The sequence below is a fragment of the Thermoflavifilum thermophilum genome (assembly GCF_900116565.1).
GTDB classification, from domain to species: domain Bacteria; phylum Bacteroidota; class Bacteroidia; order Chitinophagales; family Chitinophagaceae; genus Thermoflavifilum; species Thermoflavifilum thermophilum.
This window is the reverse complement of sequence record NZ_FPCJ01000001.1, coordinates 2,763,108-2,778,790: the sequence shown is the minus strand read 5'-3', so window position 1 is coordinate 2,778,790 and position 15,683 is coordinate 2,763,108. Positions and strand designations below refer to the sequence as shown.

The 15,683-nt window shown below is 46.4% G+C and carries 13 protein-coding genes; 6 read left to right on the top strand and 7 right to left on the bottom strand.

Annotation, left to right across the window (positions count from 1 at the left end; translation table 11 throughout):
- Positions 1-4 precede the first annotated feature (4 nt).
- A complete protein-coding gene (locus BM367_RS11730; RefSeq protein ID WP_092460710.1) occupies positions 5-1,615 on the top strand; it encodes a glycoside hydrolase family 32 protein in 1,611 nt (536 codons plus the stop codon).
- Positions 1,593-2,516, top strand: coding sequence for an ROK family protein (locus tag BM367_RS11725; protein ID WP_092460708.1), 924 nt, complete (start codon positions 1,593-1,595; stop codon positions 2,514-2,516). Before BM367_RS11730 ends, BM367_RS11725 begins: the two co-directional genes overlap by 23 nt.
- Positions 2,517-2,562: 46 nt before the next feature.
- On the opposite strand, the gene BM367_RS11720 is transcribed toward BM367_RS11725, so the two are convergent.
- Positions 2,563-4,440 carry a M1 family metallopeptidase gene (locus tag BM367_RS11720; RefSeq protein WP_092460706.1) on the bottom strand — a complete coding sequence of 626 codons (1,878 nt, stop codon included), beginning with the start codon at positions 4,438-4,440 and terminating at the stop codon, positions 2,563-2,565.
- Positions 4,441-4,609: 169 nt separating this feature from the next.
- On the opposite strand from BM367_RS11720, the gene BM367_RS11715 reads away from it, so the two are divergent.
- The 3 genes from BM367_RS11715 to BM367_RS11705 all read left to right on the top strand — a co-directional run bounded on the left by BM367_RS11715 (position 4,610) and on the right by BM367_RS11705 (position 9,322).
- A complete protein-coding gene (locus BM367_RS11715) occupies positions 4,610-6,373 on the top strand; it encodes an ABC transporter ATP-binding protein (protein ID WP_092460704.1) in 1,764 nt (587 codons plus the stop codon).
- On the top strand, positions 6,354-8,117 hold the full coding sequence (locus BM367_RS11710) for an ABC transporter ATP-binding protein (RefSeq protein WP_092460702.1): 1,764 nt from the start codon (positions 6,354-6,356) through the stop codon (positions 8,115-8,117). Before BM367_RS11715 ends, BM367_RS11710 begins: the two co-directional genes overlap by 20 nt.
- A 101-nt stretch (positions 8,118-8,218) precedes the next feature.
- Positions 8,219-9,322, top strand: coding sequence for a LysM peptidoglycan-binding domain-containing protein (locus tag BM367_RS11705; RefSeq protein ID WP_092460700.1), 1,104 nt, complete (start codon positions 8,219-8,221; stop codon positions 9,320-9,322).
- 3 nt (positions 9,323-9,325) lie between these two features.
- Here the strand turns inward: BM367_RS11705 and fmt are convergent, their stop codons facing one another.
- Both fmt and BM367_RS11695 read right to left on the bottom strand, forming a co-directional pair.
- Positions 9,326-10,267: a methionyl-tRNA formyltransferase gene (gene fmt / locus BM367_RS11700; RefSeq protein ID WP_092461053.1), complete on the bottom strand. Its 942-nt coding sequence runs from the start codon at positions 10,265-10,267 to the stop codon at positions 9,326-9,328.
- A 5-nt stretch (positions 10,268-10,272) separates the two neighbouring features.
- Positions 10,273-11,418 carry an exo-beta-N-acetylmuramidase NamZ family protein gene (locus BM367_RS11695; protein ID WP_245759994.1) on the bottom strand — a complete coding sequence of 382 codons (1,146 nt, stop codon included), beginning with the start codon at positions 11,416-11,418 and terminating at the stop codon, positions 10,273-10,275.
- 185 nt (positions 11,419-11,603) lie between these two features.
- Here BM367_RS11695 and BM367_RS11690 point away from each other — a divergent pair, with 185 nt between their 5' ends.
- On the top strand, positions 11,604-12,035 hold the full coding sequence (locus tag BM367_RS11690) for an FKBP-type peptidyl-prolyl cis-trans isomerase (protein ID WP_092461051.1): 432 nt from the start codon (positions 11,604-11,606) through the stop codon (positions 12,033-12,035).
- Between the two features lie 37 nt (positions 12,036-12,072).
- Here the strand turns inward: BM367_RS11690 and BM367_RS11685 are convergent, their stop codons facing one another.
- Genes BM367_RS11685 through BM367_RS11670 form a run of 4 tightly spaced genes read right to left on the bottom strand, consistent with a single transcriptional unit; the run spans position 12,073 to position 15,639 of the window.
- Entirely contained in the window at positions 12,073-12,540 is a 468-nt protein-coding gene (locus BM367_RS11685; RefSeq protein WP_092460698.1) for a hotdog fold thioesterase, read from the bottom strand.
- A gap of 39 nt (positions 12,541-12,579) precedes the next feature.
- Positions 12,580-13,434, bottom strand: a complete 855-nt coding sequence (locus BM367_RS11680) for a fumarylacetoacetate hydrolase family protein (protein WP_092460696.1) — start codon at positions 13,432-13,434, stop codon at positions 12,580-12,582.
- A gap of 41 nt (positions 13,435-13,475) precedes the next feature.
- The gene (locus BM367_RS11675; protein WP_092460694.1) at positions 13,476-14,831 is read right to left on the bottom strand and encodes an alpha-L-fucosidase; all 1,356 of its coding nucleotides are present in this window, start codon (positions 14,829-14,831) and stop codon (positions 13,476-13,478) included.
- 22 nt (positions 14,832-14,853) lie between these two features.
- On the bottom strand, positions 14,854-15,639 hold the full coding sequence (locus BM367_RS11670) for an SDR family NAD(P)-dependent oxidoreductase (RefSeq protein ID WP_092460692.1): 786 nt from the start codon (positions 15,637-15,639) through the stop codon (positions 14,854-14,856).
- Positions 15,640-15,683: the final 44 nt, after the last annotated feature.

Sequence of the window (15,683 nt, the reverse complement as noted above, 5' to 3'; positions counted from 1 at the left end):
TCCCATGCGCAGATGGAGCATATTTGTATTCTTCATGGTGCATCTCTGCATCTGCCGGGTTTATGCGCAGGTTGAAATTCGTCCCACTTACCGTGAACCTTATCGGCCCGTCTATCATTTCACACCACCGGTAAATTGGACCAATGATCCGAACGGGCTGGTATTTGCAAATGGGCTGTATCATTTGTTTTATCAATACAATCCCGATGGCATGGAATGGGGACACATGAGCTGGGGACATGCGGTTAGCAAAGATTTGGTGCACTGGCAAAACTGGCCGGTGGCCATTCCTGAAGGCCCGGAGGGCATGATATTTTCCGGATCAGCTGTGCTGGATAGTTTCAATACATCCGGATTGGGCTCAGCGTCCCATCCTCCGCTGGTGGCTGTTTACACTTCGCATCATATTCCGGATCGTTTGCATCCCGAACAATATACTCAGTCACAGCATATCGCCTATAGCCTCGACGGAGGCCATACCTGGAGAAAATATGCGCATAATCCGGTGCTGGACCTGCACATGCGCGATTTCCGCGATCCCAAGGTTTTCTGGTATGCGCCCGACAGTCAGTGGGTGATGGTGGTTTCATTCCCCGAACAGCATCAAGTGCAGTTTTTTCGTTCTGCGGATCTGATTCATTGGCAGCACACCGGATCCTTTGGTCCGGCCGGTGATACCAGCAACGTCTGGGAATGTCCTGATTTATTCCCCCTTCAAGTGAAAGACGCTTCCGGGAAACCCACAGACCAAACGAAATGGGTATTGATGATTTCGGTGCAATATGATGTGCAATATTTCATCGGTACATTCAACGGTAAAACGTTTGTGGCTGATGAGCCAGTAGATCGGATACGGAAAGTGGATGAGGGCACGGATTTTTACGCAGCCACCACTTACAATGATATACCCGGTTCGGACGGCCGACGCATCTGCATCGCCTGGATGGATAACTGGGCTTATGCTGCCCGTATTCCTACATTTCCCTGGCGGGGATTTATGACTGCACCGCGGGTATTCACGCTTCGCGAAAATGAGCAGGGCAAGCCTGTGCTTTATCAATATCCTGTGGATGAAATCGGACAGCTGGCCGTTGATTCCGTGCAGATCAGAAATCGCCTGGTGGATGAAGCACACGAGTTGCAAATCAGCCCGGCCAACAAGCAGCAAAGCAATTATCCGTTTACAGTCGGCAAACTTTCCCTTGAGCTCAGCCAAATAAAAGGAATGGTGAAATGGGCCATAGCTCAGCATGGTGATTCAGCTATCTGGGTGAATTATGATGCCGCTACTGGAGCGCTGCAGGTTGACAGAAGCCGCAGTGGCATCACCCATTTTGATTCCCATTTTCCGGCCATCATCCGCATGCAACTCAGGCCTGATCAGCAAATTCGGCTCGATGTATTCCTGGATAAATGCAGTGTGGAACTGTTTGTGAATGGTGGACAAAAAGCTGCGACCCTGTTGTTTTTTCCCCATCCTGATCAGACGGGTATTTCCCTGCAGGCTGTGCATGGAAGCTATCGGGTTGATGAACTGAAGTTAATCCGATATCCACAAACTGCTTATCTTGTTCAACGAAAATTCATGGCAAATGCAAGCTATCTGGGGCATTGATCTGGGAGGCACCAAAATTGAAGGTGTCGTATTGCCGGCCGACTGGCAGCGGGATGTGGAGCATTTGAAGCCCATAGCCCGTTTGCGGATTGATACAGAAGCCAGTCAGGGTTATATGCATATCCTGCATCAGATCCGTAAACTATTAGGTATGCTGATGCAGGAAACCGGATTAAAGCCTGCCCGACTGGGCATAGGCACTCCGGGTACACTCGATCCGGTTACGGGGCTGATGAAAAACAGCAACACAGTTTGCCTGAACGGACAGCCTTTGAAAAAGGATCTGGAAGACTTGTTGCAGATTCCTGTTATCATGGCTAATGATGCCAATTGCTTTGCTCTTGCCGAAAGCCGCCTGGGGCGCGTGGCACGGGAAAAACTGCATCCCGAAGTGGTGTTTGGGGTGATCATGGGCACAGGCGTGGGTGGCGGGCTGGTGGTGCGCAATCACCTCATCAATGGTGCACAAGGTATTGCCGGCGAATGGGGGCATAATTTTCTCGATGAATCCGGCGGTCCCTGTTATTGTGGTAAAACGGGCTGTGTAGAAACCGTGATTTCAGGACCGGCTTTGGAACGATATTATGCCTCATTAACCGGCGAACAGTTAAAGTTGAAAACTATTGTACAACGTTTCCATCAGCACGAAGTGGCTGCCGCTCAGACCATCGAGCGCTTGCTGGAAAACTTTGGCAAAGCCCTTTCCGTGGTCATCAATATTGTTGATCCGGATGTAATCGTCCTTGGCGGCGGTTTGGCCAATATTGATCTGCTTTACACCGAAGGTCTTCAGCGCATTCGCAAATACGTATTCAACAACAGACTGGACACCCGTATTTACCCGCCCGCTCTGGGCGATAGTGCAGGTGTGTTCGGCGCAGCCATGCTGGTAAGTGAATAAAGGACTTCATCCATGCGATGGTCGCATCACAGCAGATTTCGCATCATTATTTTTTCCAGAAATTATCTTTCATGTTTGCATCCATAAAAATACCGGGATCAATTTCCAGGCTTTGAATGGGTTCAGAATTGTTTAGCTTGATAGTATAAGCATCTGGATGTTGCGACCACACGGCAGGTGTGTAGTGTAGGCGCTGCTGGCGATGAGCATATTGCACGACCAGATCAAACGGCATCATAAATCCGCCTACATTTTTAATCGTGATCTCATAATTGTTCCCTGAATGCCTGACCTGATCAATAGCCAGATCATCATATCCGTTGGAGAAAAACCAGTTTTGCCAGAATGGATTCAGGTTTTTTCCTGAAACATCATTGAAAGTATAGAAGAAATCCCACGGGATGGGATGTTTACCATGCCAACGCTGCATATAGGCGTGAAGGCATCGGCGGAACAGGGAATCGCCCAGTAAATCACGCAAGGCAATATAAGCCAGAGAAGGTTTGCCATAGGCATTGTTTCCATAAGCAACGCCTCTCACTACGTTGGATGGCGTGATGATGGGCAAATCTTCTTCCTGTGAAGGATCGTGAATCCAGCGGGTGATCCGGAATTGTTTGTAAAAGCTATCGGCAGCGGCTTTTCCACGTTCTGCTTCACCGATCCAGTATTCCAGGGTAGTAGCCCATCCTTCGTCCATAAATGCATAGCGGCTTTCATTTGTACCCATAAAAAACGGGAAATACGTATGCCCGATTTCATGATTTTCCACCAGCTGAGAAAAATAGAGGTTGGGCGTGGTGGCATCGTTTACCATCATAGGATATTCCATATCGGCATAACCCTGCACCACCGTCATTTTGGGATAAGGATAAGGAATGCCGGGCCAATTGCGGGAATACCACGACAGCGTAAACCGGCCTATTTCAACGGCACGATGGAAGTCGGCTGCTGTATCATTGTAAGCTGCTTGTACGCTCACTCTTCGCATGGATTGGGAATCGACCACCACGCTACCTGCATCCCAGACATAATGATCGCTGATTGCTACAGCCACATCGCTTACATGCTGAGCTTCCCATTGCCACACATTCCAGTCATGATCGGCTGTAACCCTATGTTGCAGCATATCTTCAAGGGTAGCCACATGAATCACATTATCTGAATGATCGGCTTGTTTCAATCGCTGCGCTATTTCAGGCTGCAACACCCCATCGGGATTCAGCAATACACCGGTAGCCCACACCACAAAGTTTTTCGGCACCTTTACCTGCAGGCGATAATCGTTGAAATCATTGTAAAACTCCTGATAACCGGTAAAGTCAAGCCTGTCCCAACCATTGTAATCGTCGTACACCGAAACACGCGGATAAAAATAAGCCAGATAAAAAGTGGTGGAATCAATCACGCCTTCCCGCCCACGGCTGCGCGCCAGGGTAAAATGCCAGTCAACAGTCAGCTGCACGCTGTCGTGCGGAAACAAAGGCTGGGGCAAAGCCAGATTCTGCCAGGTAAAATGAAAACGCGGATTATCGAAAACAACCGGCTCGCCATTCACCTGTATCTGATCCACCACAATACCATCGGTAAACCAGTTGCTGTCCACATCCATGTAGCGGAGTGCTTCCGGTTTATGCACATTCAGAACCAGGCGCATGACCAGATATTTCAGCGTATCCGGACTGTTGTTGTAATATGTGATGGTTTCATGACCTGAAATTTCCCGTGAAGGTGGCTGTACGATGATAGTCAGGTTGTATTTCCCTTTGTTTTGCCAGTAGTTTGGGCCAGGCATACCATTCAGCGAACGTGTGCCTTTTTCTAAAGCTTGTTTCACATTACGTGGCATGTAAAGCTGTTGTGCAGGCAAGCGAAAGGAAACAACAATAAGCAGGCAGAAAGAAAAATATAGTGTAACACGCATAACGAAAGGTTAAGATTTGAAAAACATGCAACGAAAATACAACGGCCGGCATGAAAAACAAAGCATTCAGATATTTACCGATGTCTGACATCTGTTCACCGAATAAAGGTTGGCAGGTAGTTGCTTATGGATGTATCTTCGCATACATTTTTTGTCAAGGGTAATTGCGATGCCGTCTGTTGCTGCACAACAAGTCTCGTCACGTCCATCCGCTTCTTCATCCGGCATGTATCGGCTGATAAAACCGTATGCGGGTTTGATGTTGTTGCTCACGCTGACGGCTTTGCTCAGCAATGGCATTAACTTATGGATTCCGCAGATTATTGCGCATGGCATTGATGATTATGCAGCTGGCCATCTTGTTTTCCGGATATTGATTGAAAAATTTCTGGTGGCTGTTTTGCTGATTTTTTTGTTTTCCTATCTGCAGAGTATGCTGCAAACCTATGCTTCCGAAAAGGTTGCGAAGGAATTGCGAAGCCAGCTTTCTGAAAAAATCTCAAAGCAAAGTTATCTGTATCTGGAACACGTAGGGCCAGCAAGGCTGCTTACGCATCTCACTTCTGATGTGGATGCCGTGAAAACATTTATTTCACAGGCTGTTGTTTCCATTCTTTCTTCTGTTATCATTATTGTGGGTGCCAGCATTTTGCTGATTAGTATCAACTGGAAACTGGCCATGGTGGTGCTGTTGATGATACCCATCATCGGAGGTGTGTTTTTTCAGGTGATGAAAAAAGTCAGGCCCTTGTTTCGGAAATCGCAGGAAGTTATTGACTGGTTAAACCGGGTCATCAGCGAAAATATCATAGGTGCTGCTCTGATTCGCGTATTACATGCTGAGCGGTCGGAAAATGAGAAATTCATGGAAGTCAGCGATCGTGCGCGCGGTTTGGGCATTGCCATTATGAAACGATTTGCCGTGCTGATTCCGGTAATTTCTCTGGCATCTAACCTGGCTATCCTGGCTGTGCTGGTGATGGGCGGGCATTTTGTAATTACCGGTCACATGACGTTGGGCGATTTTGCAGCATTCAACAGTTATATTTCCATGCTGGTATTTCCCATTCTGTTGATTGGTTTCATGAGCAATGTGATTGCCCGCGCCAGTGCATCTTACCAAAGAATCCAGCATGTACTGGATGCGCCGGATCCCGCACCGGCAGGCACCATTCGTGACACCCTGAAAGGAAATATAGAAGTCAGGCATGTTTCATTGAGCTATCAGGGAAAGCCCGTTTTAAAAGATATATCTTTTTCCGTTGCTGCAGGAACCCGTACGGCCATCATTGGCCCCACAGCGGCAGGGAAGACACAGTTGCTCTATCTGTTGGTGGGACTGGTGCAACCCGATGAAGGAGAAATTTTGTTTGACGGGAAACCCATCCGGGATTATGATCCGGATGTATGGTATAGCCAGATTGGAATGGTATTTCAGGATAGCATTGTGTTTCACATGAGTTTGCGGGAAAACATTGCTTTCCATCCCAAGGTTACGGAAGCCGATATACAAAAAGCACTTGCTGCTGCAGAACTGCGTGAATTTGTTGCACAACTGCCCCGGGGACTTGATACCCTTGTCTCAGAACGAGGTACGAGTTTATCGGGCGGGCAAAAGCAAAGATTGATGCTGGCCCGCGCACTGGCATTGCAGCCACGCATCCTGCTGCTGGATGAATTCACAGCAAGAGTGGATGTGCAAACCGAAAGAAAAATCATGCACAATTTACAACAGCATTATCCTGAGATTACTTTGATATCCGTTACACAATCCATTGAACCAGTGAAAGATTATGACCAGATTATACTGCTCATGGAAGGAGAGCTGATTGCAGCAGGAACACATGAAACACTAATGCACAGCAGTCCGGAGTATGTGCAAATTTATTCCTCTCAAAGAAGCACGAGCCACTATGCAGTACAATCTGTATGATATTCAGCAGGCCGATCAGACGCGCAAAAGCAGCATGCAGGTAATCCGCAGGCTCGCACCCCTTGTTGGCGACGAAAAAAACAGGCTGATTCTTGCCTGGATAACTATGCTGCTGAACGCAGTGCTCACGCTTGTGGCGCCCTTGTTAATCGGATATACCATTGACCATGACATTCAGCAACATCACATGCAGGGCGTGTGGATAAAAGGTTGGATTTTGCTGGGCATGTATATCCTGGCCTGGGTATGTAATTATCTGCAAACGCTTCTAATGGGTGTGGTTGGGCAGGAAGTGCTCTACAAACTTCGCAATCAGATTTTTCAAAAACTTCAGGAATTGCCTCTGGCATTTTTTCATCAAAACCAATCCGGAGATCTTATTTCTCGAATCAACAGTGATACAGATAAAATCAATCAATTTATTTCCCAATCGCTGATGCGTTTTATCGGGTTGATTGTTACCATGGTGGGCGCCGGCATTTTTTTGATTTCGGTGCATCCCTCGCTTGGATTGGCAGCACTGGTACCAGCAGCCGGCATTTTCATATTCACCCAACTTACATCAAAATGGGTGAAAAACAAAAATGCATACAGCCTGAGAACCACAGGTGGTATGAGTGCCGAAATTCAGGAAAGCCTGCATAATTTTAAAACCATCATCGCCTTTAACCGAAGGGATTATTTCCGCAATCGGTTTGAAACAGTCAATCAGCAAAATTACCAGGCTGCCATACAGGCTGGCGTAGCCAACAATCTGCTGATGCCGGTGTATAGTTTATTTTCCAATATGGCTCAGCTCATCGTGCTGGCTTATGGCATTTACCTGATTGCAACAGCTCATTTCACCGTGGGTTTGCTTATCAGTTTTTTGGTGTATGTAAATCGCTTTTACAGTCCACTTCAGCAAATAGCTGCATTATGGTCTGGATTTCAAACTGCGCTGGCCGGATGGGATCGCATTTCCTATATTCTTTCGCTTGAATCCGATCTGGCTGTGCAACCCGTTACACACAGAATAGAAACAAACTATCAATTGATTTTTGATAAGGTGAGTTTCAGTTATGACGGAAAACATGAAATCCTGCACGAAGTAAGTTTTCAGCTTCAGAAAGGCAAAACTTATGCTTTCATTGGCCCGACAGGCGGCGGAAAAACAACCATCGCATCGCTGATAGCTCGATTGTATGATCCGGTTTCAGGCACGATATATTTGGATGGACAGGATCTTCGCAGCTATACTTCTGAAATTCGCACAAAAAAAATAGGCTTTATCCTGCAGGATCCTTTTTTATTTACAGGAACCATCCGGGAAAATATCCTGTATGGCAATGAGAAATATGTACGTTATACAGAAAAAGAACTCATGCGTCTTTTGCAGGAGTATGGACTGGATGTATTGCTTGACAAATTTGATGAAGGCTTACAGACACGCATCACATCTGCAGCAAATGTTTTAAGCTTAGGACAAAAACAGCTTATTGCTTTCATCCGCGCTGTGCTCCGGCATCCGGAAATTCTGATTCTGGATGAAGCAACAGCCAACATTGATACTGTTACAGAAAAACAACTGGAAACTATTTTAAACAAGCTCCCTGAAACCACCACCCGTATTCTCATTGCCCATCGGCTTAATACCATTGAACATGCCGATGAAATTTTTCTGGTAAATGCAGGCGAGGTAAAAGCAGCGGGTTCCCTGCAACATGCTCTTCACATGCTGATGCAGGAAGAACGTAAAAGCTGAATTTTTTTATTCACAAAATCCTGCAAACATGGCGTTAAACTTTTTGTAACTGCAGGCATGTGCATTCCATGAATTAATTTTACACAAAAAAATCAGTGCAGATGAAAGGCATTTGCGGGATTATATTGTTTTGCCTGTTTGTAATTCGTTTGGCTTCTGCTCAGGCCATTGTTCATGAGCAGCAGACCAGTAGTCAGCCAGATGAGGCTCGGTTATTCATTGAACATCGGGTGATGCCAGGTGAAACATGGTTCCGGCTTGGACAGATTTATCGCCTGAATCCGGCATTAATAGCCCGTGCAAACGGGATGACTACAGACAGTGCGCTGCGTCTGTACACCCAAATCAAGATTCCCCTGCTTGCAGAAAATTTTATTCAACCCCATCAGGTTCCATCTGCCGGTTATCAGCCTGTCTTTCATCAAGTAAAACCTGGCGAAACTCTTTATCATATCAGCAGACTTTATCCATCGGCAACGGTAGAAGATCTGCGTAACTGGAATCATCTCAGCGGCAATGACATCCGCAGCGGACAACTGCTGGTGGTGGGATTCATGCGATTCAACGCCGATGCATTGCCTTTTTCATCAACCGCATCTCATAATATGCGTATCCTCCAGTCCTCGGTGGATGATTCCATCCGACCTGCAAATCGCAATACAACATCTTTATTGGGTGTGATTGCACCCAAGCCTGCTGTACACGGACATATTCCGCCACCATTGCCCGCAGCACCAGAAACAACCCATTTTTCTCTTGCACAAAATACTTCTTTGCCGATCAATGAAACTGTTGCTTCTTCAGAAGTGAACAGGCAAGCGGTTTCATCCGTATCCACTGTTTCATCTGCGAATGCAGAAAATCAGGTAAGTCCGTTTCTGGATGATTACCTGCAGCAATCCCGACAGCAGGGCTGGAAACAGGCAGAGATCAGAGGTGCGGGCGGTTGGTTTTCAAGCAATATTCCGCCTTCATCCAGGAAATATTATGTGTTGTTCAACCAGGCACCACGCGGACAAATTATCCAGATTACCAATCCATTAAATGGCAAATCTATTTATGCAAAAGTACTGGATGGTATTCCCAAACTCGGAGAAAATGCCAATCTTATCGTAAAGATCAGCGATGCTGCCCAAAAAGATCTGGGTACCACGCAGGATAAGTTCTTCTGCATTGTACATTATTTTGTATCGGAAGAAAAATAATTTTCATCCTCTAAATCCTTTCAGAAATTCCCGTACTGGTAGGCGCTTGCGGCCTTCCAGCTGCAGTTCTTCTACAGCCACCCATCCATCGGCAGCAGCAAAATGCAGGTATGTTTTACCATCCGTATCCAAAGTACCAGGAGGTACTTCAGGCTTAGATAAAGGCAAGCAAACATGTGCGCGGAAAATGCGCAACATTTTACCATCGAGCAAAGTCCAGGCTACCGGCGAAGGGTTCATACCCAGTATCAGCTGAACGATTTCCTTGGCACCACGATCCCAATGGATATGAGCATCCTCTTTGTGAATTTTAGGTGCAGGATGCAATACCATACCCGGCTTGATGAGTTGATGCTGGGGTATGGGCTGCAGCCGATGGTTTACCATATCATCAATGGTTTTGACCAACAGCTCAGCTCCTATGATTTTCAGCCGATCATGCAATGCTCCGGCTGTTTCGCCGGGCAGGATGGGAACACGGGTCTGGGACAAAATATCGCCTGTATCAATTTCATGAGATAATTGAAAAATGCTGATGCCAGTCTCAGTTTCTCCGTTGATGATGGCCCATTGAATGGGTGCGGCACCCCGATAATCGGGAAGCAACGAGGCATGGACGTTGATGGTACCCATGGGAGGCAGTTTCCATAGCACTTCCGGCATCATGCGAAAAGCCACCACCACCTGCAGATCAGGGCGAAGAGCCTGCATATCGGCCAAAAATGCAGGGTCTTTTAACCTCACAGGTTGCCAGATGGGAATATGGTATTGCTCTGCAACCTGCTTCACTGGCGATTTTGACAGGTGAAGTCCACGCCCGGCAGGTTTATCGGGTGCTGTAACCACACCTATAACTTCATGTGAAGAACGAATCAACGCTTCCAATGCAGGCACACCAAAGGCTGCAGTACCTAAGAAAACAATCCGTAATTTTTTATTTGACATATCCATCAGGGATAAAGCAGATATTTGGCCCGAATCTTCAAAAACTGGTCCAATGCAGGTTTCCAGCTTTGCTGGATAGCTTTTTCAGACATGCCCTCCATGATTTGTTTTTGCAATTGCGCATTGCCGGCAAGCTTGGGAAAATAGGCATTGAAGAAATGACTGCGATCGGGATATAATGTATAAGCTTGTATCAGCCATTTCAGTTGCAAATGATGATTAATTTGTTTCAGTGTTTTTTCAGGCGATTGAATCAGGGAAAAGCCATAGCATATCTGATTTTCATACAACGGATGCATGGCTCCTGGCCGACTTTGGGGGGTGAACTGAAAATCCCGATGCGGAAAATTCGGATGACCGAATACTTCAAAAGGATGATCGGTACCACGTCCTACGCTGATCACGGTGCCTTCAAACAAACACAGAGACGGATACAGATAAACCGCATTCATGGTTCGCAGATTGGGTGAGGGAGGCACCGGTAATTGATACAAACTATCGTGCGTGTAATGCAAACATGGAATCACCGTGAGTGCACAAGTATCATGATGAGCCAGCCAGCCTTCTCCATTCAACATACGGGCGTATTCGCCGACCGTCATACCATACACGATAGGTATGGGCTGCATGCCCACAAATGAACGAAAAGCCGTGTCCAGTACCGGCCCATCCACATAAAAACCATTCGGATTGGGACGATCCAGCACAAGGAGCGGGAGATGATGTTCAGCTGCAGCTTCCATCAGATATTGCAAGGAGGAAATGTAAGTATAAAACCGTACACCTACATCCTGAATATCATACACCAGAATATCTACGTCCTGCAGATCGGCTGCCGAAGGTTTGTAATGGCCTTCACCATACAACGAAATCACAGGTAATCCGATTACAGAATCCGTGCTATTGTGTACTTGTTCACCCGCAGAAGCCATACCTCTGAAACCATGTTCCGGACTGAAAATTTTAACGATATGCACACCACGCTTCAATAGTGTATCCACCAGATTCCGGCCTGCCACTACGGAAGTTTGGTTCACCAGCAGCGCTACCCGTTTGTTTGTAAGCAAAGGCAGATATTGATCCATGCGTTCTGCGCCGGTAACAATCCGTTGACCCTGTACGGTTCCTGCCAGCAAATGGATCCAGATCATCAAACAGAGAAAATGTTTTCTTGTGAACATATGCATATATGTTTTCAAACACAACCGCTGTATTAAACAAAAACAAAAAAACAGAGAATTGATTGCAAAAAGAAAATTTTTTTTCAGCTTCCCTTTTTGTCCCATTGTTTTTTGCTATCTTGCCTCATATTGATCACATTTTTAATTACACACACATGAACAAATTTGTTAAAAAAGGAGACACAGTGAAAGTGCATTACCATGGAAAATTATCCAATGGTTTTACGTTTGATTCCTCTGAAGGGCGTGAACCATTTGAATTTGAAGTAGGTGCGGGCACTGTTATCAAAGGTTTTGATGATGCCGTGCTCAATATGCAGGTTGGCGAAAAGAAAACTGTGAATATTCCCAAAGAAGATGCCTATGGTGAACGGGATGAAAACCTGGTGGTGAATTTTCCACGCAGTCAGTTTCCACCCGATCTGCATCCGGAAGTGGGTATGGAATTGCAGATGAGCAACGATGCCGGACAGGTATTTCCCGTGATTGTGCAGGAAGTGACGGAAGAATATGTTACACTGGATGCCAATCACCCGCTGGCAGGTGAGGATCTGGTATTTGAAATTGAGTTGGTCGAAATTCTGTAATTGATTTTTTTTCTGACCTTGATGCTGGCTATGAAGCTTAAGGCAACATGCTGGCATCAGGGTTTTTCATTACCTGTGTGCGGTCGATTACCGCAACGGTAAGCCGGCTGACGCTTACCAGTTTATTTCGGTCATCACTGATGCGTATATCCCATACCTGAGTCGTTTTGCCGATATGCAAGGGCCGGGCTAATCCATGCACACGCCCTTCGCGGACAGGGCGAATATGGTTCAGGTTGATTTCCATGCCCACGCAGGCCTTTTCTTCAGGATTTACTACCAATGCAGCCGCCACGCTTCCCAATGTCTCGGCCAGTGCTGCCGATGCGCCACCATGCAGCAAACCGTAAGGCTGGCGTGTTTTTTCATTGACCGGCATCATGGCTTTTAAATAATCAGGACCAATTTCCGTGAAAATAATGCCCAGATGTTCGCTCATGGTGCCTTTTGACAACTCGTGCAGCGTGTCCAGATTTATGTCTAATGAATACCAGATGGGATGCATGGAACAAAAATTATATCAGCAAGATAAATAAAAACAATCTTAACTCCTGCAAGCAACAGCGTGCTGACGTGCTTCACCCAGCCCATCAATGCCATAGGCAATGATATCGCCGGGTTTCAGAAATTTTTGTGGATTTTTACCCATACCCACACCAGCCGGCGTGCCGGTCGATATAATGTCGCCCGGGAACAGCGTCATCAGCTTGCTCAGGTAATGAATGAGGAAGGGAATCTTAAAAATCATTTCCTGTGTGTGGCTATTTTGTTGTATTTCATCATTGACACTCAGCCAGAGATGCAGCTGATGTGGATCTGCAATCTCATCGGCAGTCACCAGCCAGGGACCAAGCGGAGCAAAGCTGTCAAAACTTTTGCCTTTGGTCCATTGACCCGTATCTTCCAGTTGAAAATATCTTTCACTGTAATCATTCATGATGGCATAACCTGCCACATATTGCATGGCTGCAGATATGGGAATATGCGAGGCTTTTTTGCCCATCACTACTGCCAGTTCCACTTCCCAATCGGTTTTGACACTTCCTTCGGGAATGATCAGCGGATCGCTTACACCGCATAAAGCTGAAGGAGCTTTGAGGAAAATCACAGGCGAAGATGGAATTTTGGCGCCCGTTTCCCGGGCATGATCTGCATAATTCAATCCTATGCAAACGATCTTGGATGGCTTTTTCACACAGGGGCCTACGCGGGAAGGAGATGGGATTTCAGGACATTCGGAGAGATGTGATTGCAGCCAGTTTTGCAAACGCACGATACCCTCTGTTTCAAAAAAGGATTCATCATAATCTTCACCAAATGCAGAAACATCCAGCCAGCGGCCATCTTTCCAGATAGCAGGTTTTTCATTTCCTGCAGGGCCTAATCGACATAGCTTCACGATTTGTTTGTTTTGATTTTTTATAGATAAAATAAATGTTTTTAAGGTTTTGACATGATGGGGTTGCGGAATGATCGATTTCCTGCAGAAGCAAATTTCAGCTCTACAATCTGATCAATCGGATTGGCTTTTGTGGGATCCAGATAAATGAAAATACCTTCAGCTTGTTGTTTGAAACGAACAGGTTGATGATGATCAAAATCTTCTGCAGATAACAGGCGTTGTGAAATATCGGGAATAAACAAAACTCCATTCTCAGGCATCTGCAAGATATGTAAATACTGTATGCCATTGGCTTGTGTGCTCACGCCCCAGGGTTGGGGAGGAATTATACCTGCACGGGTATTGTAAATGGTGCTGCCATAAGTTTGCATCCATTTGCCTACAGCAAGCAGGGTATCTACGAATTCCTGTTGAATACGTCCATCCGGCATAGGTCCCACATTCAGCAACAGATTGGCATTGCGGCCTGCATCATTGACCAACAGGTGAATGATTTGTTTGACGGATTTGAAATGGTGATCAGCAAGTGTAAAGCCCCAGCTGTTGTTCATCGTTTCACAGGATTCCAGAGGAAGTGTTTTGCTCACACCGCCTGTATTCCAGCCATGCGAATTACCTCCCGGCAAATCTTTTTCAAACTCCTGAAAATCTTGGCCTGGTTCAGGATCATGATGATGATTGTTTACAATTAAAGCCTGTGGCTGCAAACGATGAATAAGGGCATAGATTTCATCCAGATGCCAGTTGGCATTTGGCCTTTCCCATTCCCCATCAAACCAGATACCGCCAATGGGCCCGTATTGGGTGAGCAATTCGGTGAGCTGGGTTTTCATGAACTGGATATAATGATCCCAGTCGGCATCCAAAGGTTTACCGTCGACAATAGGTTGTCCGAAGCCATAGTCGGGTCTTCCCCAGTCGAGCAGGGAATAATAGAAAAACAATTTTAAACCCTGTTTGCGGCATTCTTCGGCCAGATCTTTCATAGGGTCGTGATGCCAGGGGGTTGCATCTACGATATTGTAGGGAGAAGCTTTAGTAGCGAACATGCTAAAACCATCGTGGTGACGGGAAGTGATGGTGATGTATTTCATGCCGGCAGCCTTTGCCAGCGCTACCCATTGTTTGGCATCAAAGGCATAAGGATAAAACAGGCTGGCCAGACGGCTATAGTCGCGATAAGAAATGTGTTCGTTATGCATAACCCATTCCCCGTCGCCCAGGATGCTGTAAATGCCCCAATGGATGAACATGCCGAAGCGGCGGTTCTGAAAGTCTTCTCTGGCCTGCAGGTTCTCCGGTGAAGGCATATAACCGGCCTGTGCATGCAAACGAAAGGACAGCAGTCCGGAACAAATGCATGCAAGAAAAATTGTGATGACAGCTTTTTTCATGGTAGTGGGTATTGATGATGAGTTAATTGTTCAGTTTAATAAAACCTCCGTCAATGGGATAATCGCAGCCCGTGATGAATGACGCTTCATCGCTGCACAGGTACAATGCCAGCCAGGCCACTTCTTCCGGTCTAGCCATTCGGCCAATGGGCTGGGTAGCTGATAGCTTTTCAAACATTTCTTTTTCCCGGCCGGGATAATTTTTTTGCAGAAAACCATCTACAAATGGTGTATGTACACGGGCAGGAGATATGCTATTGCAGCGGATATGATCGTGGATGTAATCTTTTGCTACGGAAAGCGTCATGGCATAAACAGCACCCTTGGTCATGCTATAGGCAAAACGATCGGGCAATCCCACATGAGCAGCTATGGACGCGAGGTTGAGAATTACACCCTGCTGCTGCTGTTTCATGATCGGCAACACGGCCTGCATGCAAAGGAATGTACCTTTTACATTTACAGCAAATACCCGATCAAAATCGGCTTCAGTGGTATTTTCCAAACGGCCAATATGCGAAATACCCGCACTGTTCACCAATATATGAATGCCTCCATGCTCCCGGCTGATGCGTTTTACCAGCTGCTGAACGGCCGCTGCATTTGTTACATCAACCTGATAGGCATAAGCTTGATGGCCAGCATCGCTGATTTCCTGCGCCACTTGCTGAGCCTGAGCTTCCTGAATATCCACCACACAAACCTGTGCTCCCTGTTGGGCAAACACATGTACTATGGCACGACCAATACCGCTGGCGGCACCTGTTACCATCGCAACCTTGCCATCAAGACGGAATAATTCAGCCATGGTATGATGGGTATAAGGATGATTTAATCATACGCAATATGCCT